This is a genomic window from Streptomyces sp. DSM 41931, from assembly GCF_050271085.1.
GTDB lineage: Bacteria > Actinomycetota > Actinomycetes > Streptomycetales > Streptomycetaceae > Streptomyces > Streptomyces albogriseolus.
The window spans coordinates 4,235,242-4,258,831 of sequence record NZ_CP189902.1 but is presented as its reverse complement, the minus strand read 5'-3'; the positions used below and the strand labels follow the sequence as shown (position 1 = coordinate 4,258,831).

General features: G+C 73.4%; 17 protein-coding genes. 8 read left to right on the top strand and 9 right to left on the bottom strand.

Going from position 1 to position 23,590, the window contains the following annotated elements; genetic code table 11:
* Positions 1–180 precede the first annotated feature (180 nt).
* The 5 genes from ACP7TJ_RS19940 to ACP7TJ_RS19920 all read left to right on the top strand — a co-directional run bounded on the left by ACP7TJ_RS19940 (position 181) and on the right by ACP7TJ_RS19920 (position 11,397).
* Positions 181–4,152: a hypothetical protein gene (locus tag ACP7TJ_RS19940; protein ID WP_427764281.1), complete on the top strand. Its 3,972-nt coding sequence runs from the start codon at positions 181–183 to the stop codon at positions 4,150–4,152.
* A complete protein-coding gene (gene pglZ / locus ACP7TJ_RS19935) occupies positions 4,152–6,893 on the top strand; it encodes a BREX-2 system phosphatase PglZ (RefSeq protein WP_427764278.1) in 2,742 nt (913 codons plus the stop codon). Before ACP7TJ_RS19940 ends, pglZ begins: the two co-directional genes overlap by 1 nt.
* Positions 6,890–8,242 (top strand): BREX system ATP-binding protein BrxD, encoded by a 1,353-nt coding sequence (brxD, locus tag ACP7TJ_RS19930; protein ID WP_427764275.1) that lies wholly within the window; start codon positions 6,890–6,892, stop codon positions 8,240–8,242. The genes pglZ and brxD overlap by 4 nt, the downstream gene beginning before the upstream one ends.
* The gene (locus tag ACP7TJ_RS19925) at positions 8,239–10,371 is read left to right on the top strand and encodes a DEAD/DEAH box helicase (RefSeq protein ID WP_427764272.1); all 2,133 of its coding nucleotides are present in this window, start codon (positions 8,239–8,241) and stop codon (positions 10,369–10,371) included. Before brxD ends, ACP7TJ_RS19925 begins: the two co-directional genes overlap by 4 nt.
* Before the next feature lie 138 nt (positions 10,372–10,509).
* Positions 10,510–11,397, top strand: a complete 888-nt coding sequence (locus tag ACP7TJ_RS19920) for a septum formation family protein (protein ID WP_427764269.1) — start codon at positions 10,510–10,512, stop codon at positions 11,395–11,397.
* 12 nt (positions 11,398–11,409) lie between these two features.
* On the opposite strand, the gene ACP7TJ_RS19915 is transcribed toward ACP7TJ_RS19920, so the two are convergent.
* The gene (locus ACP7TJ_RS19915; RefSeq protein ID WP_320586334.1) at positions 11,410–12,003 is read right to left on the bottom strand and encodes a hypothetical protein; all 594 of its coding nucleotides are present in this window, start codon (positions 12,001–12,003) and stop codon (positions 11,410–11,412) included.
* Positions 12,004–12,256: 253 nt separating this feature from the next.
* On the opposite strand from ACP7TJ_RS19915, the gene ACP7TJ_RS19910 reads away from it, so the two are divergent.
* Together ACP7TJ_RS19910 and ACP7TJ_RS19905 are read left to right on the top strand one after the other, a co-directional pair.
* The gene (locus tag ACP7TJ_RS19910; protein WP_427764266.1) at positions 12,257–13,552 is read left to right on the top strand and encodes a putative T7SS-secreted protein; all 1,296 of its coding nucleotides are present in this window, start codon (positions 12,257–12,259) and stop codon (positions 13,550–13,552) included.
* Positions 13,549–14,316, top strand: coding sequence for a hypothetical protein (locus ACP7TJ_RS19905; protein WP_427764263.1), 768 nt, complete (start codon positions 13,549–13,551; stop codon positions 14,314–14,316). The genes ACP7TJ_RS19910 and ACP7TJ_RS19905 overlap by 4 nt, the downstream gene beginning before the upstream one ends.
* Before the next feature lie 7 nt (positions 14,317–14,323).
* On the opposite strand, the gene ACP7TJ_RS19900 is transcribed toward ACP7TJ_RS19905, so the two are convergent.
* From ACP7TJ_RS19900 to ACP7TJ_RS19875, 6 genes are all read right to left on the bottom strand, one after another.
* Positions 14,324–14,629: a hypothetical protein gene (locus tag ACP7TJ_RS19900; protein WP_359606765.1), complete on the bottom strand. Its 306-nt coding sequence runs from the start codon at positions 14,627–14,629 to the stop codon at positions 14,324–14,326.
* A gap of 111 nt (positions 14,630–14,740) precedes the next feature.
* Complete coding sequence (locus tag ACP7TJ_RS19895) at positions 14,741–15,808, bottom strand: hypothetical protein (protein WP_427764261.1); 1,068 nt, start codon at positions 15,806–15,808, stop codon at positions 14,741–14,743.
* Between the two features lie 206 nt (positions 15,809–16,014).
* On the bottom strand, positions 16,015–17,643 hold the full coding sequence (gene groL / locus ACP7TJ_RS19890; RefSeq protein ID WP_093767471.1) for a chaperonin GroEL: 1,629 nt from the start codon (positions 17,641–17,643) through the stop codon (positions 16,015–16,017).
* Between the two features lie 150 nt (positions 17,644–17,793).
* The gene (gene groES / locus ACP7TJ_RS19885; protein ID WP_006130737.1) at positions 17,794–18,102 is read right to left on the bottom strand and encodes a co-chaperone GroES; all 309 of its coding nucleotides are present in this window, start codon (positions 18,100–18,102) and stop codon (positions 17,794–17,796) included.
* Between the two features lie 296 nt (positions 18,103–18,398).
* On the bottom strand, positions 18,399–19,157 hold the full coding sequence (locus tag ACP7TJ_RS19880; protein WP_427764257.1) for a polysaccharide deacetylase family protein: 759 nt from the start codon (positions 19,155–19,157) through the stop codon (positions 18,399–18,401).
* Positions 19,154–20,041, bottom strand: a complete 888-nt coding sequence (locus ACP7TJ_RS19875) for a polysaccharide deacetylase family protein (protein WP_318296115.1) — start codon at positions 20,039–20,041, stop codon at positions 19,154–19,156. The genes ACP7TJ_RS19880 and ACP7TJ_RS19875 overlap by 4 nt, the downstream gene beginning before the upstream one ends.
* Positions 20,042–20,164: 123 nt before the next feature.
* Between ACP7TJ_RS19875 and ACP7TJ_RS19870 the strand changes: the two genes are divergently transcribed.
* Positions 20,165–21,340, top strand: a complete 1,176-nt coding sequence (locus tag ACP7TJ_RS19870; protein ID WP_427764253.1) for a THUMP-like domain-containing protein — start codon at positions 20,165–20,167, stop codon at positions 21,338–21,340.
* A 552-nt stretch (positions 21,341–21,892) separates the two neighbouring features.
* Here ACP7TJ_RS19870 and ACP7TJ_RS19865 read toward each other — a convergent pair.
* Both ACP7TJ_RS19865 and ACP7TJ_RS19860 read right to left on the bottom strand, forming a co-directional pair.
* On the bottom strand, positions 21,893–23,158 hold the full coding sequence (locus tag ACP7TJ_RS19865) for an RNA polymerase sigma factor (RefSeq protein ID WP_427764251.1): 1,266 nt from the start codon (positions 23,156–23,158) through the stop codon (positions 21,893–21,895).
* A 59-nt stretch (positions 23,159–23,217) separates the two neighbouring features.
* On the bottom strand, positions 23,218–23,574 hold the full coding sequence (locus tag ACP7TJ_RS19860; protein ID WP_093767475.1) for a YciI family protein: 357 nt from the start codon (positions 23,572–23,574) through the stop codon (positions 23,218–23,220).
* Positions 23,575–23,590: the final 16 nt, after the last annotated feature.

Below are 23,590 nucleotides of genomic sequence, written 5' to 3'. Positions count from 1 at the left end.
CGAATGGTACAGGCATCCGGTACCAGTCGCATGACCTCTTGTTTCCCCGGGCCGGGATTCGCGCCGCGGCTGGCAGGATAAGGAGGGAGATGTGGGGCGCCCGGGTCTGACCGCGCGGGCCCGGAAGAAGCCCGGCCGCGGGGGTGGCCGGGCGTGTGCTGTGGGGAGTGGGAGCGGCTGATGGCCAGGGGCGCGGGCGAGACGGTCGTACTGAGGGACGTGCTCGACATCAAGGAGGACGTCTACGCCGGCGACTTCAAGGTCGAGCTGTCCCAGGGTTTCAGCGGCCGGTCCGCGGGGCGGGTCGAGGAGTACGTGGTCACGCCGCAGCTCCAGGAGCAGTTCGGCAAGGCGCTGAAACTGATCCGCGGCGCCGTCCGCAAGAACGCCTCGTACGCCGCCTACCTGCATGGATCCTTCGGCGCCGGTAAGTCGCACTTCCTGACCGTGCTGCACGCCGTACTGAACGGCGAGCCCGCCGCCCGTGCCAAGCCGCGGCTGCGGGAGGTCATCGCCGAGCACGACGAGTGGCTGCGCGGCAAGCGCTTCCTCATGGTGCCGTACCACCTGGTGGGCGCGGCCAACCTCGACGAGGCACTGCTCGGCGGGTACGTGCGGGCGGTGCGGGAGCAGCACCCGGACGCGCCGACGCCGACCGTGTTCCGCTCCGACGCCATGCTGGCCGACGCCAAGCGGATGCGGGAGCAGCTCGGCGACGACGCCTTCGTACGGCTGCTGCCCGCCGACGGCGGTGACGGTGGGGCGGACGAGGACGACGACGAACTCCAGGTCATCGGCGCGGGCGGCGCCTGGACCGCGGCCGAGCTGGACGAGGCGTTCGCCGCACCTGCCGGGGACGCGCGCCGGGAGCGGCTGGAGTCCGCCCTGCTCACCGGGCCGATGCGGTCGTACGCGGAGAGCGCGCGCGGTGACGCGGCGAAGTACGTGCCGCTGGAGAACGGCCTCGCCGCGATCAGCCGGCACGCCCGCTCGCTGGAGTACGACGGTGTGGTGCTGTTCCTGGACGAGCTGGTGCTGTGGCTCCAGGCGCACATGCGGGACCGGACCTTCGTCAACAGCGAGATCCAGAAGCTGGTGAAGCTGATCGAGTCCGGCGACGCGGACCGGCCGGTGCCGATCGTGTCGTTCATCTCCCGGCAGCGCGACCTGTCCCAGCTCGTCGGCTCCGACGTGCTCGGCGCCGACGTCAAGGCGATGGAGCAGGCCCTCGAATACCTCAACGAGCGGTTCGACACGGTCGACCTGGAGGACCGCAACCTGCCGGAGATCATCAAGGAGCGGGTGCTGAAACCGCTGCCCGGCAAGGACTCGATCCTCGAGGCCGAGTTCGCGAAGATCGACCGGACCGGACAGCAGGTCAAGGACATCCTGCTCGACGGCAGCGGCGCGACCCAGGCCGACTGGACGGACTTCCGGGCCGTGTACCCGCTCTCCCCGGCCTTGCTGAACGTGCTGGTCGCGCTCTCCGGGGCGCTCCAGCGGGAGCGGACCGGCCTGAAGCTGGTGCAGCAGCTCCTGGAGCGGAACGCCGACGCCGCCGTCGGCCGACTCATCCCGCTCGGCGACCTGTGGGACGTCCTCGTGGACGGCACCGGGGCCGCCTTCACCGACAAGCTGAAGCGCGAGTCGGAGGCGGCGGTGAAGTTCGCCGCCAAGGCACGCGCCCACCTGCTGGAGAAGTACGGCTCGGACACGCACGCCGACTTCCAGGCCGACGAGCGGTTCGTGAAGACGATGCTGCTCGGCGCGCTCGCCCCCGACGTGCCCGCGCTGCGGCGGCTGACCGGGGCGCGCCTCGCCGCCCTCAACCACGGCTCGGTGCGCTCCCGCACCGTGCCCGCCGGGGACGTCGTCGTGCGGCGGATGCGTGATCTCCAGGCCGCGTTCCCGTCCGAGATCCGCTCCGACGGCGAGGCCGACCCGGTGTTCTCGCTGCACCTGTCCGACCTCGACATCGAGCCGCTGCTCGACGCCGTCGCCGAGGAGGACAAGGCGGGCGTGCGCCGCGTGTGGCTGCGGGACCGGCTGTGGGAAGCGATCGGCGTCCGCGACGGGCAGTTCGTCGCCGAGAAGGAGATCGTCTGGCGGGGCACCCGGCGCGTCGCCGAGTTCGTCTTCGGCAACGTGCGCGACCGGGCCGACCTGCCCGACGAGCAGTTCACCCCGGCCACCGCGGGCAACGTGCGGTTCGTCGTCGACTACCCCTTCGACGACGGCGACCACTACCCCAGCGACGACTACCACCGCGTCGAGGAACTGCGGAAGTCCGGCGTCACCGCGCCGACGCTGGTGTGGCTCACCGACTTCTTCTCCGACCAGCGCCGCGCCCAGCTCGGCCGGCTGATGCGGATCACCTTCCTGCTGGAGCGGGACCGGCTCGCCGACTACACCGGCACCTTCCCGCCCGACGACCGGGCCAAGGTGCGGCGGCAGCTGGAGGTGGCCCGCGACACCCTCACCGACCAGCTCACCGGTGCGCTCGCCGAGGTGTACGGGCTGGCCCGGCCCACCGACGCCAACCCCGGGCCCGAGGTGCCGGACGGGCGTCACGTGCTGTCGCTCCAGCCGGAGTTCGCGCAGCCGAGGGAGGAGGGCGGCAAGGGTTTCGAGGCCAACGTGCTGCACCTCGCCGACGGCATGTTCTCCGCGCTGTACCCCAAGCACCCGGACTTCGGGACCGACCGCACCGGGCAGCGCAAGGCGGTGACCCCGGGCGAGCTGCGGACCGCGCTGGAGTGGATCACCCGCGCGATGGACGAGGGGGGACGGGCCAACAACGTCGACAGCCACCACCTGAAGACCGTCAAGCGGATCGTGGAGCCGCTGGAGCTCGGCACCGTCCACGACGGGCCGCTGGTGATGCGGAGCGACTGGCGCAGCCGTATCAACCAGGCGGCGGCCGGGCACCAGCAGCGCGGCGACCTCGACGTCGAGGACATCCGCACCTGGATCACCAAGGACCTCGGGTACGCCGGACTCGACAGGCTCACCGGCAACCTCCTCATCGCCGCCTACGCCCTCCTCGACGACCGCGCCTGGGTGCTGCGGGGCGGACCCGAGCGGGAGGCGCCCGCGCTTCAGGACATCGGCCCCGGCTGGTCGCTGCGGGCGCAGCCGCTGCCGAGCGAGGAGGAGTACGCGGCGGCCCGGGACCGGGCGGCCCGGCTGTTCGGGGTGACCGCCAAGCCCGCCCTGTACGCGCGCAACGTCAACCGGCTCGCCGAGGACCTGCGCGCCCGCGCCGAGGCGTGGGAACGGAACGTCGCCGGAGTGCGGACCTCGCTGGACCGGCACGCCCCGCTGCTCGGCCTCGACGAGCCGGGTGCTTCCCGTACCGCGATCCTGCGGGAGGCGGCCGGGCTGCTGGCCCGGCTCTCCCGGCACGGCGGCGACGCCACCGCCCTGGTGCGGGAGCTGGCCGCCTTCTCCCCCACCGCCGGCGAGCGGGACCTGAACACCGCCATGGGCAGTGCGGGCGAGGTGCTGTCGGCGCTGGACGGCACCGACTGGCCCGCGCTGAAGAACGTGCACGGGCTGACCGGCCGCGAGGACGGCGTCGGCGACCGGGCGCGGCGGCTGTTCACCGAGATCGCACAGACCGCTCGCGCCTCCGAGTTCGAACGGTCCCTGGTGCAGGTGCTTTCGGGAGTCCGGGAGCAGGCCAACGCGATCATCAACGCGGCGCTGAAGGTGGAGAGCGTCGTGACTGATCCGCCGCCACCCGTGGCCCAGGACGTGCGGGTCAGCGAGCCCGAGGTGGCCACCTCGCACCCCGTCGTACCGCCGCAGCCGGAGGTGCTCCCCGGCACTCCGGCCGACTCGTCCCACCCGTCCACGGACACGGCCGGGGACGGTGCCCCGCCGCGCCGCTCCGGGCGCCGGCTGATCCCGGCCGGGGGCGACGCCACCGCGCTGGAGCAGCGGCTCGCGGTGCAGCTGGCCGCCGTGCAGGAGGAGATCCGCGCCTTCCGGGCCGCGCACCCTGACGCCGGCGTCGAGATCGTATGGCGGTCGGCCGATGAGCCCGGTACGGGCCGGGGCGCCGGGACAGCCCAGGACCCCCGGGCCGCCTACGGCACGGGGACGGCCGGCGCCACCGTGGAAGCTGACGACGCTGGGGAGGCCCGCTGATGCCCACACGGCCCGCCGCGGGACGGCGCGCCATCGAGGTCCTGCTGGAGGCGGAGCTGCCGCGCGCCGAAGGGCGGCGGCTGGTGCTGGTCGACGCCGTCTGGGCGGACGGCGACGAGGGACGGGACTTCACCGTCCAGATCGACGGCTCCACGCGCCGTGTGCACGTCACCGACCAGGATTCGCCGCTCGGCATCACCGAGGCCTGGCAGCGGCACCTCGCCGACGCCGGCCCCGACCGGGACGGGGTCCTGGTGGTCACCGGCCGGGTGCCCGTCGACCAGCTCGGCTGGGACCTGCGCGGGCATGCGGTGCGGCGCCGCCCACTGGCCGTGGACCGGGCCGGCATCGTCACCCAGCTGTTCGGCGCCGAGAACCTGGACACCCGCATGGTCCGGGAGGAGTGGCTACTGGACGCCCTCCTGGAGGCCGAACCGTCCGGCGGCTGGCCGCGCGTCGGCGGCGTCCTCACCCGCGACCGGGCCCTGCGGGCCCTCCTCGCCGCCCGGACCGGCCTCGGTGACACCGGCGCCGACTCCCTCGACCTGGACGCCGACACCCTCTTCGACTGGAGCCGCGGCCCGGCCGGACCCCGCCGGTTCGCCGAACTGGCCGAACCGGAACGCGCCGGGCTCACCGAGTGGCTGGCCCAGGTCACCGGGCCGGCCGCGCCCACCCTGCTCGCCCTCGCCGCCGACGGCCGCGGCGCCGACGCGCTGCCGCTCGGCGCACTCGCCGCGGCGGCCCTCGGCTGCCCGGCCGCGGCCGACGCGGGCTTCGCCCTCGGCACGCTCTTCGGCAGCGCGCTCGGCTCGTTCGACGCGCTCACGCCCTACGCCGCAGCCGCCACAGGCGTGCTCACCCGGTGGATCGCCCAGGCGGAGGCGGGCGGCCCCGCCGGGACGGACGCCCGCGCCCGCGTGGTCGCCGTACTGGAGCGCGCCGACCACCTCGCCGACACCGCACGGCTGACCCCGCTGCTCGCCGAGGACCGGCTGCTGCCCTCCGGCTACCGGGCCCGGCTGCGCGCCCTCGCCGCCGCCCTCGACGGACGGCCCGGGGCCGCGCAGGACGCGCTGCACCGGCTCGCCGACCACCAGCTCGCCACGCTGTACGGCGAGTCCACCGAACGTGCCCGGACCGCCGTGCGCCTGGTGCGGTGGCTCGGCACCCCGGTGGCCGACACATCGTCGGTGGGCCAGGCCGTACGGGAGCACCTGCGGTCCACCGGCCGCGTCGACCTGGCCGTCGGCATCCTGGCCGAGGGCGACGCCTCCCGGGACGGAATGATCGGGGAGGCGTACCACCGGCTCATCGGCCGGGTGCGGGACCGGCGGCGGGAGCTCGACGAACGGTTCGCGCGGAACCTGGCCACCTGGACCGAGGCCGCCTCCCAGCAGGCGCCCAACGGTGCCCTGCTGATCGAGGACGTGCTCGCGGAGGTCGCCGCGCCCCTCGCCCGCGACGGCGGACGGCCCCTGGTCCTCGTCCTCGACGGAATGAGCGCCGACGTGGCCGTGGACCTCGCGGCGGGGCTCGACCCGCGCGCCTGGACGGAGATCTGCCCGGTCGGAACGGCCGCGGCCGCCGGGTGCCGGCCCGGCCGGCTCGCCGCCGTCGCGATGCTGCCCACCGTGACGCGCGTCAGCCGCGCCTCCCTGCTCTGCGGCACCGCCGCCGACGGCGGACAGGACGTGGAGCGCGCCGGGTTCACCGCCTTCTGGAAGAAGCGCAGGCGCAGTTCCGTCCTCTTCCACAAGGGCGGCTACGAGGGCACGGCCGGACACCGGCTCGCACCCGCCCTGCTGGAGGAACTCGCCCACGAGGAGCGGATCGTCGGGGTGGTCGTGAACACCATCGACGACGCCCTCGCCGACGGACGGGAGAGCGGCCGGGCCCGCTGGCGCACCGGGGACATCGCGAAACTGGCCGACCTCCTCGACGCGGCCCGCGGCAGCGGGCGGCCGGTCCTGCTCGTCTCCGACCACGGGCACGTCCTCGACCGGGGTCCCCGGAACACGGGCCCCACACCCGCCGACGGGGTGCAGGGGGCCCGCTGGCGCACCGGCCCCGCCGGGCCGGGCGAGGTCGCGCTCGCCGGACCCCGGGTACGGGCGGCCGACGGACGGATCACGGCGGCGTGGCGCGACGACCTCCGCTACACCGCCCGCCAGGCCGGATACCACGGCGGCGCCTCCCTCGCCGAGGTCACCGTGCCCGTCCTCGCCTTCGTCCCGTCCGACAGCCGCATCCCCGCCGGGTGGACGGCGCTGCCTGCCGAGGACACCGTGCCCGACTGGTGGCGGGGCGGCACCGGGCCGGTGACCGAACCCGCACCCGAGCCGAAGGCGCAGGGGCGCGGACGCAAACAAGCCGTTCCGCAGGAGGAGAGCCTCTTCCCGCAGCCCGGCCGGGGCACCCCCGGCGAAGAGACGGTGCGCAGCGCGGCGTACCGGTCGCAGCGCGACTTCGTCCGGCTGCCGCCCGCCGACACCGCCGTGGCCGCCGCGCTCGACGCGCTGCTGGCTGCCGGGGGCAAGCTTTCGCCGGCGGCGGTCGCGGCGGCGGCCCAGGCCGCCACCGGCAAGTCACAGCGCAACCCGGAGCGGTTCGTCACCGTGTTGGAGCGGCTGCTGAACATCGACGGCTACCCCGTGCTCCAGCTCGTCGAGTCCGGACGCACCGTCCACCTGGACAAGGAGCTGCTGCGGCAGCAGTTCGCCGGAGGCACCCCCGCATGAGCACCACCGCCGTGGACACCCCGGGCGAGCGGCCCGGCATCAGTGCCGCGCGCGCCCGTGACGTCGTCGACGCGCTGCGTCGCGGCACCGTGCCGCACCAAGGGCTCGGACTGTTCGCCGTCGGGCTGAACCGCTTCGCGGAAGCCCTCGACGACGACCTGGCCACCGTCGCCCGTGGTGGCTCCGCCTTCCACGCGCTGCGCGGTGAGTACGGCTCCGGCAAGACCTTCTTCGCGCGATGGCTCGCCGAGCGCGCCAAACGGCGCGGGCTGGCCGTCAGCGAGGTGCAGATCTCCGAGACGGAGACGCCCCTGCACCGGCTGGAGACGGTCTACCGGCGGCTCAGCGAACGCCTCACCACCGCCACCCACCCGCCGTCGGCCCTGCGCGCCGTCGTCGACTCGTGGTTCTACGCGCTGGAGGAGGAGGTCCTCGACGCGGGAGAGGCCGACGAGGACGACGAGGCCGGGCTCGGCAGGGCGGTGGACGAACTGCTGGAGCGCCGGCTCGCCGACGTCGCCCGCACGACCCCCGCCTTCTCCGCCGCCCTGCGCGGCTACCGGGACGCCGTCGCGGCCGGCGACGGGGCACGCGCCGAGGCGCTGATCGCCTGGCTCGGCGGGCAGAAGTCCGTCGCCGCCGCGGCCAAGCGCGCGGCCGGGGTCCGCGGCGACCTGGACCACTTCGGCGCCCTCGGCTTCCTCCAGGGGCTGCTGACGGTCCTGCGGGACTGCGGCCACCCCGGGCTGCTGCTCGTGTTCGACGAGGTGGAGACCCTGCAGCGGGTGCGGGGCGACGTGCGGGAGAAGTCCCTGAACGCGCTGCGGCAGTTCCTCGACGAGATCGACGCCGGCCGGTTCCCCGGGCTGTTCCTCGTCATCACCGGCACCCCGGCCTTCTACGACGGACAGCAGGGCGTGCAGCGCCTCGCACCGCTCGCGCAGCGGCTGGCGACGGACTTCACCACCGATCCGCGCTTCGACTCCCCGCGCGCGGTGCAGCTCCGGCTGAGCGGCTTCGACCTCGCCTCCCTGGGCGAGCTCGGCCGCAAGGTGCGGGAGGTGTACGCGGCGACGGCCAGGCACCCCGAACGCGTCGCCCTGCGCGCCGACGACGCCTACCTCGACGAACTGGCGCGGGCGGTGACCGGTTCCCTGGGCGGCAGGGCCGGTATCGCACCCAGGCTCTACCTGCGCAAGCTGGTGGCCGACGTCCTCGACCGGGTCGACACCTTCGACGACTTCGACCCCCGGCGTCACTACACGCTCACGGTGCGGAGCGCGGAACTCGACGAGGTGGAACGCAACGCCGCCGCGAGCGCCGGGGACGTGGAGCTGGAGCTGCCGTGAGCGCCGACGCGCTGGACCTGCTCGACCCGATCCTCACCCACCACATCGTCAATTCGCTCGGCTGGCGCTCGCTGCGGCCGTTGCAGCAGGAGGCGATCGAGCCGGTGCTCTCCGGGCAGGACGCCGTCCTGCTGGCGCCGACCGCCGGCGGGAAGACCGAGGCCGCCGTCTTCCCCCTGCTCACGCGCGCGCAGCGGCAGGGCTGGAAGGGCACCGGCGTCCTGTACGTCACCCCGCTGAAGGCGCTGCTCAACAACCTGCACCCGCGCCTGGAGACGTACAGCGGCTGGGTGGGGCGCACCGCGGAGCTGTGGCACGGCGACATCGCCTCCACCCGGCGCCGCCGCATCCTGGCGAGCCGCCCCGACATCCTGCTCACCACGCCCGAGTCACTCGAGGCGATGCTGGTCAGCACGCACGTGGACCACCGGGCCTTCTTCTCCGGGCTGCACAGCGTGGTCGTCGACGAGGTGCACGCCTTCGCCGGTGACGATCGGGGCTGGCACCTGCTCGCCGTGTTGGAACGCCTCCAGCGCATCATCGGACGGCCGGTGCAGCGGATCGGCCTTTCGGCCACCGTGGGCAACCCACGTGAATTGCTGGACTGGTTGCAGGGGTCGGGGAGGGGCGTGCGTCCCGGGCGGGTCGTGGCGCCGGGGGTGTCCCTGCCGGACACCGGCGCCGCAGTCCCACCGCCGCCGGGCGACGTAGAACTGGACTACGTCGGCTCCGTCGCCAACGCCGCCACCGTCGTCGCCGCCCTGCACCGGGGCGAGAAGCGCCTGGTCTTCTGCGAGAGCCGGCGCACCGTCGAGGAACTGGGCGAGCAGCTCCGGCTGCGCGGTGTAACCACCTTCCTCTCGCACGCCTCCCTGTCCACCGACGAACGGCGCCGCGCGGAGGAGGCGTTCGCCGAGGCCCGGGACTGCGTCATCGTCTCCACCAGCACCCTCGAACTCGGCATCGACGTCGGTGACCTGGACCGGGTGATCCAGCTCGACGCACCCGCGACGGTGGCGTCGTTCCTGCAACGCCTGGGCCGCACCGGACGCCGCCCCGGCACCCGGCGCAACTGCCTCTTCCTTGCCTTGGGCGACGAGGGTTTCCTGGCCGCCGCGGCCCTGCTCCTTGCCTGGTCGCGCGGCTGGGTGGAACCGGTGACACCGCCTCCTGAGCCGCGGCACCTCGTGGCCCAGCAGCTGCTCGCGCTGTGCCTCCAGGAGCACCGGGTCGGGGAGAACCTGTGGCAGGAGTGGTGGGGCGGCCTCGGCGTGTTCGGAGTCTCCGCCGAACCCGTCGTACGGCACCTGGTGGAACAGGGCTACCTGGAGCGGGACTCGGGCACCCTGTTCATCGGGCCGGAGGCCGAACGCCGCTTCGGACAGCGGCACTTCATGAACCTGACGGCCTCGTTCACCGCGCCCCCCGAGTTCACCGTGCTCAGCGGGCGAACCGAGATCGGCCGCACCGACCCGGACCTGCTCACCGAGGAGACCGACGGCCCGCGCAAACTGCTGCTGGCGGGCCGCAGCTGGCTGGTGACCTACATCGACTGGCGGCGCAGGCGCTGCTTCGTGGAACCCGTGGACGAGGGCGGGCGCGCCAAGTGGAGCGGCTTCGGGGCGCAGCGCGTGCGGTCCTTCACCCTGACCCGTGCCGCACGGGACGTGCTGCTCGGCGAGGATCCGCCCGTGTCCCTGACCCGCCGGGCGGAGGCGAGGCTGGCGGCGGCCCGGGAGAGGCACCTGGACGTGGTCCGGCCGGCCGGAACCGTCATCACCCGCCGGGGCGATGACGTGCGCTGGTGGACCTGGGCCGGGCACCGGGCGAACGCGACCCTGGCCGCGTCGCTCCCCTCCGTCGTCCTGCGGCACCGGACCGTCGACGACCGCTTCGTCCGGCTGCGCGACGACGTCACCCCGCAGGCATGGCGGGCAGCGGTGGAGGACGCCGGTACGGGGCTGACGCTGCCGGACGTGGACCCGCACGCCGTGCGGGGCCTGAAGTTTTCAGAGGCGCTGCCCGCACGGCTCGCGGAGGCCACCCTCGCAGCACGGTTGAGTGACTTCGAGGGGGCGCGGGCGGCTTTGGCCGAACCGGTGCGTTTTGTCCTGGGCGTCGGTGGTTGACGCCTCACCAACGCGACTTCGGCGTTGGCCATGCCTTAAGGACGCGTGCCGGCGTTACAACCTTCCCCGACCCTCGGGTGTCACAGACGCAGGGGAGGTGAGGCCTCCCCGCGTATCGCATCGCTGGTTGGAGACACCATGGCCGTCCGTGCCCCGTACCGTTCACTTCGCGGGCTGTCCGCCCTCGCCGCGCTGGTCGCGCTCGGGGCCGTCGGCTGTTCGGACGTGTCCGAAGCCGTCGACAGCGCCAAGGAGGGGGCGAAGAAGGCCGCCCGGCAGCGGTCGGTGTTCTCGCTCGACGTGGGGGACTGCTACAACCCGAACGGCAAGGCCGAGGGCGAGGCCTATCTCGTCGAATTCGTGCCGTGCGACGAGGCCCACCAGGGGCAGGTCGTCGGTGAGTTCGCCATCGAGGGCGGCCCCCGGCACCCCGGTGACGAGAAGGTCGCCGCGATCGCCGACGAGCGCTGCCCCGCCGAGGCGCAGAAGCGCGCGCCGGACACCTGGGCGCTCCCCGCGGGCGTCGGGCTCTCGCACTACACCCCGACCAAGGAGAGCTGGACGACCGGCGACCGCGCCGTGACCTGCACGTACACCGTGGAGAAGGGCACCTTCAAGGGATCGCTGGACACCGCGAAGTCCTTCGAGCCCGGCCAGCTCACGTTCCTGAAGGGGTCGAACGCCGTCTACGAGGCCCTGTGGGTCCACCAGCCCGTGACGGACGACGTCGAGGCCGCCCTGAAGGACTACCAGGCGCAGGCCAAGGCCGTCGCGGCGGCTCTCGGCACGCACGTCGAGGAACTGGACGGCATCGAGGGCGCCGAGGTCGGCAAGCTCCGGGCGACGCTCGCCAAGGCGGCGGACCAGTGGGAGAAGGCCGCGAACGCCCCCGACGCCGACACCTTCTACCTCGCCTACGACCAGGCGTTCACCCTCATCGACCCGGGCAGGACGGTTCCCGCCCGCAAGGAACTGGGCCTGGCCACCACCGTCCCGGCCGAGGACGCGGAGGTCTGGGCGAGCTGAGGCGGCCTGGGCTCACGCCGGCGGCCAGGTGATGCCCGCCTCCTGGAGGACGCGCCCGTACCTGCGGCGCCGGCGCCGGGCGATCAGCAGGCCCAGAGCCCACAGGACGGCGAACAGGAGCCAGATGCCGGCGCAGATCAGCACCGCTCCCCGGGAGAAGTCCGCCTGGGAGAGCGGGATGAGCATGACCAGCGGGAGGAGCAGCAGCATGGCCAGTCCGCGGCGCCGGTGCGTGCGGCTGTAGTCGACCATGATGCGGGCGTGGAGGAGGTCCACCTCGCGCCGCACCTCCGGCAGCGGTTCCAGGCGGCGCGCGCCGGGACGCATGCCCGGCAGCGGACCGCCGTTCAAGGCGTCCGGGTGCAGCGCGGCAGCCCGCGTTGCCCGTTCCGCCGCGTCCGGCATCCTTCGGAACGCGAAGTAAGGGTTCGGGCTGCCCTTGGGCGAGAGCGGGGACAGCCCGTCGTACCGGTAGCCGTACTGCTCGACGACGTACGCGAACGCCGCGAACTGCCGCCACGACCGCTGTGTGTGGCGGACGTCGTACCGCTCGGCGCCGCGCGCGCCCTCCCGCAGCAGCGCCTTGAGCTGCGCCTGCAGCAGCATCTCGCCTCCTGGTCGGTCCCGCCCGCCGTGCCGCGCCGGTACGACGTCATGATCGCGTGACGATGTGACGGCGGCGGTGGCGCGGACGTTCGTCACGTGGATAGCTTCCTATCACCCGAACGGACCGGTTCCCCAGCGCGGGACCGGTCCCGCGCACATCACACGACTCGAGGGGGGACATCCAGTGGGCTCGTCGAAGTACCCCGCTCTCGGTTTCGATCCCGCACCGGGAGACCTGGAGACCGTCCGTCTGATGGTGAAGGCCATCGGCCGGGTCGACCGGGAGAGCGGCACGGCGCAGACGCAGCTCGGCAGGATCGGCACGTCCGACGGCATCTGGGCCGGTCAGGCCGCCGACACGTTCCTCAAGTCCGTCGACAGGATCCCGCCCTACCTCAAGCGCGCGCTCGACTCCCTCGGCTCCGCCCACCGTGCCCTCGCCGCCTGGGAAACCAGCCTCGACCGGTTCCAGGCGCGGGCCCGCGCCCTGGAGGAGGAGGCCGTCGCCGCGGAGAAGAAGGTCCGGACCGCCAAGGGCGCCCTCGACGGCCTGCCGGACGACACCTCCTCGATGTCGGACGACGAGAAGGACGAGCACGAGAAGACCGCGAAGAACAAGCGGCGGGCCTACGACACGGCCAACGGCGAGCTGGAGGCGGTACGGGGCCGTGCCCGCACCCTGCATCTCGAGTACGTCGCCGCGGCGGACACCACCGCCCAGGTCCTCAGGGACGCCGCGGACGACGCCCCGCCGGAGCCCGGCTGGTTCGACGACCTCGTCGACGGCCTCACCGAGTTCCTCTCCGACGCGTGGGACACCATCACCGACCCCGATTTCTGGAAACTCGTCGGTGACCTCCTCGCCGACATCGCCATGGTCATCGGTGTGGTGTGCCTGGTCGCGCTGATGCTCGGCACCGGCGTGGGCGCGCTCGGGCTCATCGGCTTCCTCGTGGGCCTCGGCGCGCTGGCCGCGCACAGCGCCGCCATGATCGGCGGCGCCGAGGGCGTGACCTGGGAGACCCTCGCCTGGGACGCGCTCGGCGTGGTCGCGGGCGGGGTGGGCCTGGCGGGCGCCAAACTCGCCCAGGGCGGACGGCTGCTGGTGCAGTCCGGCCGGTCGCTGCGGGCGGCCGAGGGCTTCATGGCGACGCTCGGCAGGATCGGGCCGGGCGGCTGGGGCAACCTCGCGAAGATACCCAGCGGCATGGCCAACTCGATGCGCGGGCTCGCCATGGCCGGCCGCGGCTGGGTACATGTCGCCACCGGGACGGCCCTCGACATCACCGGCACCGTCACCGGGGTCGGCTTCGCCGCCGGATCGAACACCAACGACGGCCGCTGGACGGACGGCGACTGGAACGTCTCGGACATCCCCGTCGCCGGCCCGATCGCCGGATTCGCCGCCTACGAGCCGCCGGACGACGACCCCACCACCCTCGCACCAGGACCGCTGGGCACCCGGTTCGACCCGGCCGCCACGCTCACCTCCGCCGGGGACAGCTTCACCCGGCACCTCGACCCGTCCGGTCTCGGGACCGCCGCATGACCCGCGGCCCCGTCGAGGCGGCGGACGGACGGCCGGTGCCGTACGCGTTCCGCTGCACGGTCCCCGACGAGTTCGTCCGGCTGCCCGACCCCGGCGCCGTCGACGGCTGGTACGAGTCGCTGATCCGGCTGGTCCCCGACGCCGACGAGACGCACCTGGCCGCAGTCGCGCAGCAGCTGCGCGCCGCCCTGCCGGGGCTGTCCCGGGGCGGCGAGGAAACGGTCGACATGACCGCACTGTGCCTGGGCACCGAGGACGTCGGGGGCGAGGAGCGTCTGTCGATGGGGCTGCTGGCGGTGACCGTGCGGCCGAGCGGACACCGCGACCGGCTGTTGACCGCCGAGGGGATCTACCGGGCCAAGGAGCGCAGGTTCTTCTCCCGGGGGAGCGACCTGCGCGAGCTGGACTTCCCGCTGGGCAAGGGCGTGCAGGGCCGGCAGGACATGGTGCTCGCGGCCAAGCTGCCGTGCGGCCCGGCGGTGATGTCGACGTCCCTGCGGATGGTCACCCTGCCGGCCCGCGTGGTCGCCGAGTCCGGCCTCGGCGACATCGCCGCCGACCTCGCCCCCGGGCAGACCGTACGCCCGCGGCTGCCCATGGCGACGCTGCAACTGGTCGTCCCCGCCCCGCGCGACTACTGCGTGTACGTGACGATCTCCACGCCGTCGGTGTTCCTGCTCGACTCCTACAGCGCACGGCTGGCGCGGATCGGGCGCACCTTCACCTTCGACGCGCCGGCTCGGGAGGGCTTGGACCTCGGGTGACGCGCGGCTACTTCTTTCCCTCGGCGCGCTTCTCGCGCAGCTCCTCCGCCAGCTTCCGGTCGAGCCCGGTGAACTCGTCGGACGCCTTCCGCGCGAACTTCGACACGCCCTTGGTCAGCTTCGACAGCTCCCCGAAGCCGTAGTCCCAGGAGTCGGCGAAGTCGTCGCAGGCCGACTCCAGGCCGCTGTGACCGATCTGCCGGGCGTCGGCGTGCTTGAGTTCCTTGGACGCCGACTTCATCTGACCGCCGCTGGTCTCCAGCGTGTCGGCCATCTCCAAAACCTCGTCACTGGCGAACTTCAGGAACGACACCTTCAGCCCTCCTTCCTTGGACCGCCGGTCCGGACATGATGCCCCAGCCGACCGAAGTGGATGACCCCGGACTCGGACTCGGATATCGGATGCGGATTCGGAGTCGGGAGCCTATTCACCCCCGCCGCCACCGCCTCCGTCGCCCCCTCCCCCGTCACTGCCTCCCCCGTCCCCGCCTCCGCCGCCTCCGTCACCCGCGTCGCCGCCGTCGCTGCCCCAGCCGTCGCCGCCGCCGGGTTCGTTGTCGTCGCGGCCGCGGCCGAGGTTGGTGAACCAGGGCTGGTCCCAGCCGTCGTCATCGGCGTCGCGGCGGGGGTGCGTGGTGCGGAACCTCGCCAGGCCCGTCGCGTCGCCGAGGCCGAAGGACACCGCGACCGCGTGGGCCATCACGGCGTCCAGCGGGTCGGGGCTCTCGTGCCGGACCTCGGCGAGCGGCAGCAGCGGGGTGCCGGGGGCGGGGGCGGCGCCGCGCGGCGGGCGGACCAGCAGGGCGACCGGTCTACCGCCGCGGAACAGCCGGGAGGCGACCGCGTTCACGCGGCGCAGGGTCCACTGCCGGCCGGGGAGCCCGATCTCCACCGTGCTCCTGGACCTGCGGAACTTCTTGCGCAGCACGAGCTGGGCCACGGCGCCCCCCACGGTCAGCACCAGCCCCGTGCCCCCGACGCTGTCGTTGCCGAGGAAGCCGTGCGGTGCCCGCAGGCGTACGGCGTGTGCGTGGGGGCCCCAGACGTCCACGCGCACCTGGCGGCGGTCCACGGCGACCGTGACCGGACCGGCCGGACCGGGCGCGTGGCGCCGGGCGATCCACAGCGGTACGCCTTCCTCCCGCGCCCGCGCCGAGAGGGCGGCCACCTGCCCGGGCCCGCCGCACCGGCGCACCGCGAGCTCGCCCAGCGCGCGGGCGAAGGCGGCGGCCTGACGTGCCTTCACGGGCCGGCAGGTGCCGGTCGCCCGGGTGACCGGCACGAGGCCGGCGCCCTCGGGGAGCGAGGCCAGGGGCCGTTCGGCGCCCCCGCCGCCGAGCCAGGCGCCCCGCAGGAACGCTTCGGCCATGGCGCCGAGGTTCAGCTCCTCCAGCGGGGTCGTCCGGCCGCCTCTGCGCAGTCCGACCTCGCTGAGGTGCACGGTCCGCGCGAGCGGATTGCGGGAGCGTTCCCCGTAGAGCACCTGGTCCATCGCCGTCCCCTCGTCGTTCCGGCCGCCATGAGCACAGACTCCGGACGGGCGTGGTCCGGTTCCAGCACGGGCGGACACGGCGAAGCCCCGCACGGCGAAGGCCCGGCTCCCCGTCGGGTGGACGGGGAGCCGGGCCCTCACTCGGTGTCCGGCGGTCTCGTGGCCGTCAGTGCGGCCTCGTGACCGTCAGCGCGGTCTGAGCGTCGTCAGTGGGCGTGCCCGTGGCCGTGGCCACCGCCGGCGGCCGGCTCTTCCTCTTCCTTCTTCTCGACGACCAGGGTCTCGGTCGTCAGCAGGAGGGAGGCGATGGAGGCGGCATTCTCCAGGGCGGAGCGGGTGACCTTGACCGGGTCGATGACGCCGGCCTTGATCAGGTCGCCGTACTCGCCGGTGGCGGCGTTGTAACCGTTGCCCTTCTCCAGCTCGGAGACCTTGGAGACGATGACGTAGCCCTCGAGGCCGGCGTTCTCGGCGATCCAGCGCAGCGGCTCGACGGCGGCCTTGCGGACCACGGAGACACCGGTGGCCTCGTCGCCGGTCTTGTCGAGGTTGCCCTCGAGGACCTTGACGGCGTGGACCAGCGCGGAGCCGCCGCCGGAGACGATGCCCTCCTCGACCGCGGCGCGGGTCGCGGAGATGGCGTCCTCCAGACGGTGCTTCTTCTCCTTCAGCTCCACCTCGGTGGCGGCGCCGACCTTGATCACGCACACGCCGCCGGCCAGCTTCGCGAGGCGCTCCTGGAGCTTCTCGCGGTCCCAGTCGGAGTCCGTGGTCTCGATCTCGGCCTTGATCTGGCCGACGCGGGCCTCCACGTCCTCCTTCTTGCCGGCGCCGTCGACGATCGTGGTGTCGTCCTTGGTGACGGTGACGCGGCGGGCGGAGCCCAGCACGTCCAGGCCGACCTGGTCGAGCTTGAGGCCGACCTCCTCGGAGACGACCGTGGCGCCGGTGAGGACGGCCATGTCCTGCAGCATCGCCTTGCGGCGGTCACCGAAGCCGGGCGCCTTGACGGCGACGGCGTTGAAGGTGCCGCGGATCTTGTTGACCACCAGGGTCGACAGGGCCTCGCCCTCGACGTCCTCGGCGATGATCAGCAGCGGCTTGGAGGCGTTGGCCTGGATGACCTTCTCCAGCAGCGGCAGCAGGTCCGCGATGGCGGAGATCTTGCCCTGCGTGATCAGGATCTGCGGGTCGTCGAGGACGGCCTCCATGCGCTCCTGGTCCGTCACGAAGTACGGCGACAGGTAGCCCTTGTCGAAGGCCATGCCCTCGGTGAAGTCCAGCTCCAGACCGAAGGTGTTGGACTCCTCGACGGTGATGACACCGTCCTTGCCGACCTTGTCCATCGCCTCGGCGATGAGCTCGCCGACCTGCTGGTCCTGGGCGGACAGCGCGGCGACGGCGGCGATGTCGGACTTCTCGTCGATCGGGCGCGCGGTGGCGAGGAGGTCCTCGGAGACGGCGGCGACCGCGGCGTCGATGCCCTTCTTCAGGGCGGCCGGGGAGGCGCCGGCGGCGACGTTCTTCAGGCCCTCGCGGACCAGCGCCTGGGCCAGCACGGTGGCGGTGGTGGTGCCGTCACCCGCGATGTCGTTGGTCTTGGTCGCCACCTCCTTCACCAGCTGCGCGCCGAGGTTCTCGTAGGGGTCCTCGATCTCCACCTCGCGGGCGATCGTGACACCGTCGTTGGTGATGGTGGGGGCGCCGAACTTCTTGTCGATGACGACGTTGCGGCCCTTGGGGCCGATCGTCACCTTGACCGTGTCGGCAAGCTTGTTGACGCCGCGCTCGAGGGCGCGACGGGCGTCCTCGTCGAACTTCAGGATCTTCGCCATGGCAGCGGGAGCCCTCTCGGAAATCTAGATGAAATCACTGCGCCCCTGGGCCGCCCGGCTCCTTGTCGGATGCTGGGGCCAGGGGCGCAGTGTTCGAGCAGAAGTACTTGCTACGAGGTCGGGTTCTCCGGGGCGGGCCCCGGGGTCCCCTTACTTCTCGACGATCGCGAGGACGTCGCGAGCCGAGAGGACGAGGTACTCCTCGCCGTTGTACTTGACCTCGGTGCCGCCGTACTTGCTGTACAGAACGACGTCGCCGACCTTCACGTCGAGCTCGACGCGCTTGCCGTCCTCGAAGCGGCCCGGACCGATGGCCAGGACGACGCCCTCCTGGGGCTTCTCCTTCGCGGTGTCCGGAATGACCAGGCCCGAAGCCGTGGTCTGCTCGGCGTCGAGCGGCTGGACCACGATGCGGTCCTCGAGCGGCTTGATGGCAACCTTGGAGCTGGCGGTCGTCACGATCCGACCTCCCCCTTCGGAGATCTCACGGGGTTAACTGTCTGAGGTGGCGACCAGGTCGATCCGTCGTCGCGGGTGCCGGACCTGCCCGTCGCGTTTTGGCACTCTCCAGGGGGGAGTGCCAGACCCGAGACTATGACCGCGATTAGCACTCGGTCAAGCGGAGTGCCAATTGCCGTGCGGCGCGTCGGGGTGCGGGGGCGTTCTTCGGGGCGCGGTTGCGCAGTGGCCGGTGTTGCTCCGACCGCCCGGGGGCTGCGCCCCCGGACCCCTCGTCGACCCTTCGGGCCTCGTCCTCAAGCGCCGGACGGGCTGGGTGTCACTCCTACGTGGTCCTCCAGCCTGCCCACCTTCAAGCCCCGCTCGTCCAGTTCCGCGAGGAGCCGTGTCGTGCGTTCCGCCAGGGTCAGGGGCGGCGCCTCCCCCGACGGTACGGAGACGATGTCGCCCGGGCGCAGGCGGTGGGGGCCGTGGGCGTAGGTGAGGTGGCCGTCGGGTTCCAGCGTCACGCGCCACAGGACCACCGCGGCGATGCCGCACTCGGCGGCGGCGCGCAGCGTGGTGGTGTCGTACCTGCCGTACGGCGGGCGGAAGAGGCGGGGGCGGACGCCGAAGCGGGCGGCGAGCTTGCGCTGCTGGCCGCAGATCTGGGCGCGCTGGGCGGCGAGGGGCAGGCCGGGCAGGGCCGGGTGGTCGAGGGTGTGGTTCTGGAGGTTGGCGCCGACCGCGCGCAGACGGGCGAAGTGGCCGTAGCCGGGGCCCATCACGCTGTCGGTGAGGAACATGCTGACCGGCAGCCTGCGCTCGCGCACCAGGTCGATGAAGCGGGGGTCGCGTTCGGCGCCGTCGTCGTAGGTGAGGAAGACGACGGGGTCGTCGGTGACGACGTGGCCGACGACCGGCGGGGGCGGCGCCGGGGCGACGGCGGTGGCCGTCCCGCCGGCGCGGGAGGACACGTGCCCCGCGCCGGACGGGGCCGCGCATCCGGCGGTCGCGGCGAGCAGCAGGGCGAGGGCCGCCGGGAGGGGCCCCGGGGTCCCGCGCCGCCGCCTCACAGGTAGTCCTCCAGCCTGGCCACGGCGTACCCCTCGGCCGTCACCTTGTCGAGGAAGCGGCGGATCATGTCCCGCATGGTGCCGTCCCAGTCCTCGCGGCCCCGGAAGTGGGACAGCACGATGTCGCCGGGGCGGATCTTCCGGTCCCACTCGCGGTACTCCCAGCGGTCGGCGAAGACCTCCTCGTTCCACAGCGGGACGTGGGTGATGCCGCAGCTCTTGGCGGCGCGCAGGGTCGCCTTGTCGTAGTTGCCGTAGGGCGGGCGGAAGAGGACCGGGCGGGTGCCGTAGCGCTTCTCGAGGACGTGCTGCATGCCGCAGATCTCGCGCTTCTGCCCGGCGTACGAGAGGGCCGGCAGGTAGGGGTGGCGGAGGGTGTGGTTGTGCAGGGCCACGCCCCGTTTCTGCATGTCCTCGAAGTAGCCGTAGTCCGCCTCGACGAGGTAGTCGCTGAGGAAGGCGCTGTACGGCACCTTCAGTTCGGACATCATCCGCAGGAACTTCGGGTCCTTCTCGGCGCCGTCGTCGATGGTGAGGAAGACGACCTTCTCCTTCACCGGGACGGTGGTGAAGACCGGCGGGAGGTCCAGCCGTTCGTGGCCGTCGACCTCGAAGCCGTCGCGGGTGGTGATGCGCGGCTTGTCCGCCGGGGGCGGCGGCGCGGTCAGCGGGACCTTCTTCAGGCCCCAGCGTCTGGCCGCGGCGGCGCGTGCGGCGTGCGCGGCGCGCAGCTTGTCGGCGTAGGAGTCGAGGGCGCGGGCCGGGGGCGCCTCGAGGGGCTGGCCGCCGGCCGGTTCGACCGTGTCGCTGTCCTTGCCGCAGCCCGAGGCGAGGGCGGCGAGCGCGAGCGCGGCGAGACCGGTTCTCGTCCCCAGCCACCGCATCCGCTTCTTATCGTTTTGTCCTACTACTCGCATGGTGCCGGATCCTCGCAGCCGCCCGGCCCGCGGCCGACCCGACACCGCGGCCGGAGGCGCACGGTCCACCGACTGGCCCACAATGACCCGGTGAACGACCTCGCCCCGCTCCTCACCCCCGAAGGCCGCGCCCTCCTCGACGAGGTGCGCGACACCGACCCGGCGCACGAACTCGCCGTCGCGACCCGGCTGCGCCGCGACCACCCGGCCGAGCTGGTCTCGGCCGCGCTCGGCCAGGCGCGGCTGCGGCAGCGGGCCGTGGCGAAGTTCGGGGCGGAGGACGCGGCGCGGATGTTCTTCACGCCGAACGGGGTGGAGCAGTCCACCCGGCGCGGCGTCGCCGCGTACCGGGCGGAGCGGCTGCGGGCGGCGGGCGTACGGTCGGTCGCCGACCTGTGCTGCGGGATCGGCGGGGACGCGATCGCGCTGGCGCGGGCCGGGATCCGGGTCCTCGCGGTGGACCGGGACCCGCAGACGGCCGCGGCCGCCCGTGCCAACGCGGACGCGCTCGGCCTCGCCGGCCTCATCGAGGTGCGCGAGGCGGATGTGACGGAGGTCGACACGTCCGCCTACGACGCGGTCTTCGTGGACCCGGCCCGGCGCTCGTCGAAGCGCGGACGGATCTTCGACCCGGAGGCGTACTCGCCTCCCCTGTCCTGGGCGGTACGGGCGGCGCTGAAGGCGCCCCGGGCCGCCGCCCTGAAGGTCGCCCCCGGCATCCCGCACGAGGCGGTTCCGACCGAGGCCGAGGCGGAGTGGATCTCCGACGGCGGGGACGTGAAGGAGGCGGTCCTGTGGTTCGGCACGGCCCCTGGCACGATCCGCGCGACCCTGCTCCCTGGCCCGCGCACCCTGGTCTCCCGCGGCCTCCCCGACCCCGCGGTCCGTCCCGTCGGACGCTACCTGTACGAGCCCGACGGCGCCGTCATCCGCTCCCACCTGGTGGCCGAGGTCGCCGAGCCCCTCGACGGCGGCCTGATCGACCCGACCATCGCCTACATCACCGCGGACACCCTGAACCCGACCCCGTACGCCACGGCGTACGAGATCACCGACCGGCTCCCCTTCAACGTCAAGAAGCTGAAGGCGCTGCTGCGGGAGCGCGAGGTGGGCGTCCTCACCGTCAAGAAGCGCGGCTCGGCCGTCGAGCCGGAGGAACTCCGCCGCAAGGCCCTGCCGAAGCCGCACGGCACCGCGTCGGTCACGGTGTTCCTCACCCGCGTCGCGGGCGCCCCGACGATGCTGCTGGGCCACCCGGCACGCTGAAGCGACGCCGGTGCGCGCGGCTTCCCGAGGACGCGAAGCCCTCGCACCACGGCCGGTCACTGCCCGCCTGTACGACAGCCGCGCGTTGCCCGGACACCACCCGTCTCCACCGGCTGGTGACGCCTCGCACCGACCAGCCGCTGAGCCGGGCCGCGGATCGGCGGCTGATCACCACCCGCGCCCCGCCGACGACGCGAACGCCGCCCGCCACTCCCTCGCGGAGATCCGCCGCGTCGGCTCGGACAGCCCGTCCCCTGCCCGAGCTGCACGCCACGGCGCGGACGGTCACGGTCGTCCTGACCGCGCCGTCAGCTTTATCGACGACACCGCTGGGCCACCCGGCAGCGATCGGCGCGCCCGCGCGCCGCGCACTCCGACAGCTCGGGACTTCACGCGCCGATCAGCCGCCGGGCCGCGCCCCGCGCCGGTACGGGTCCCGCGCACGCCGACCCGTCACCACCCGCCACCCGACGGCAACGCACCCGCCCGCAGGACGGCGCGAGGGCCGGGACGGCGCCCTTGGTACGGAGGTCCGCCACCTCCGCGCCTCCCTCAGCCCCCCATCTCCTCCGCCCGCCTCCGCAGCATCTCCCGTTCGCGTGCGTTGCCCGCCAGTTCCGCGGCCCGTGTGAACTCCTGCCGTGCTTCGGCCGCGCGCCCCAGGCGGGACAGGAGGTCGCCGCGGACGCTCGGCAGCAGGTGGTAGTCGCGCAGCGCCGGCACCTCGGTCAGCGCGTCCACCAGCGGCAGCGCCGCCTCCGGACCCTCCGCCATGGAGACGGCGACCGCGCGGTTGAGTTCGACCACCGGGGACGGCGTGCGGGCGGCGAGCAGGGCGTAGAGGGCGGCGATGCGGTGCCAGTCCGTCTCCTCGTAGCGGTACGCGTGCGCGTGGCAGGCGGCGATGGCCGCCTGGAGGACGTACGGGCCCGTGGGGCCGGAGGCGACGGCGTCGGCGCGGGCCAGCGCGGCCACCCCGCGGGCGATGAGCATGCGGTTCCAGCGCGCGCGGTTCTGGTCCGCGAGCAGCACCGGCTCGCCGTCGGGGCCGGTGCGGGCGGCGGTCCGGGACGCCTGGAACTCCAGCAGCGCGGTGAGCCCGTGCACCTCGGGCTCCTTCGGCATCAGCCCGGACAGCACGCGGGCCAGCCGCAGCGCGTCCTCGCACAGCGCGGGCCGCAGCCAGTCGTCGCCGGCCGTGGCCGCGTACCCCTCGTTGAAGATCAGGTAGATGACGTCGAGGACCGAGCCGAGCCGGGCCTCGCGGTCGGGTCCGTACGGCACCTCGAAGGCGACGTTCTTCCTGGCCAGCGTGCGCTTGGCGCGGACGATCCGCTGCGCCACGGTCGCCTCGGGCACGAGGAAGGCGCGGGCGATCTCGGCCGTGGTCAGTCCGCCGAGCAGCCGCAGGGTGAGGGCGGTGCGCGCCTCGGCGGACAGGGCGGGATGGCAGGCCGTGAAGACGAGCCGGAGCAGGTCGTCGTCGATGTCGTCCGGGTCGGCGGGCGGCTCGGGCGGCGCCGTCACCAGGTCGGCGTCCCGGCCGATCTCGGCGAGCTTGCGGGCGTAGGTCTCCCGGCGGCGCACCAGGTCGACGGCGCGGTGGCGGGCGGTCGCCGTGAGCCAGGCGCCCGGATTGTCCGGCACCCCGTCCCGCGGCCACTGCTCCAGGGCCGCGACCAGGGCGTCCTGCGCGAGTTCCTCGGCGATGCCGACGTCCCGGACGATCCGGGCCACCGCGGCGACCACCCGCGGGAACTCCATGCGGAAGACGGTCTCGACGGCCCCGTCCGGTCCGGCGGTGGGCTGTGGTGTCACAGCCCACCATCAGACACCCGTACGGCGGTGAGGCCAAGCGGGGCCCGTGGGCCGGGGTGTCAGCCCTCCTCGATCTCCCGGACCTCGCAGGTCACCGTCCAGTACGGCTCGTGCACCTTCAGGAAGCGCTTGGTCCACTCGATCGCCTCGGCCTTGTCCTTGGCCTGGAGGAGGGCGTACCCGCCGATGACCTCCTTGGTCTCGGTGAACGGCCCGTCCGTCACGGACAGCCGGCCGCCCTCGTAGTGGACCCGGGCGCCCTGGGCGGTCGGGGTCAGCCCTGCGGTGTCCAGCAGGACGCCGTTCTTGGTCATCTCCTCGATCAGCTCGCCCATCCGCTGCATCAGCTCGGGGCTGGGTCCGCCCTCGGGGGCGTTGTTCTCGTCGATCCGGATGAGGGAGAGATAGCGCGGCATGACGGCTCCTCGTGGT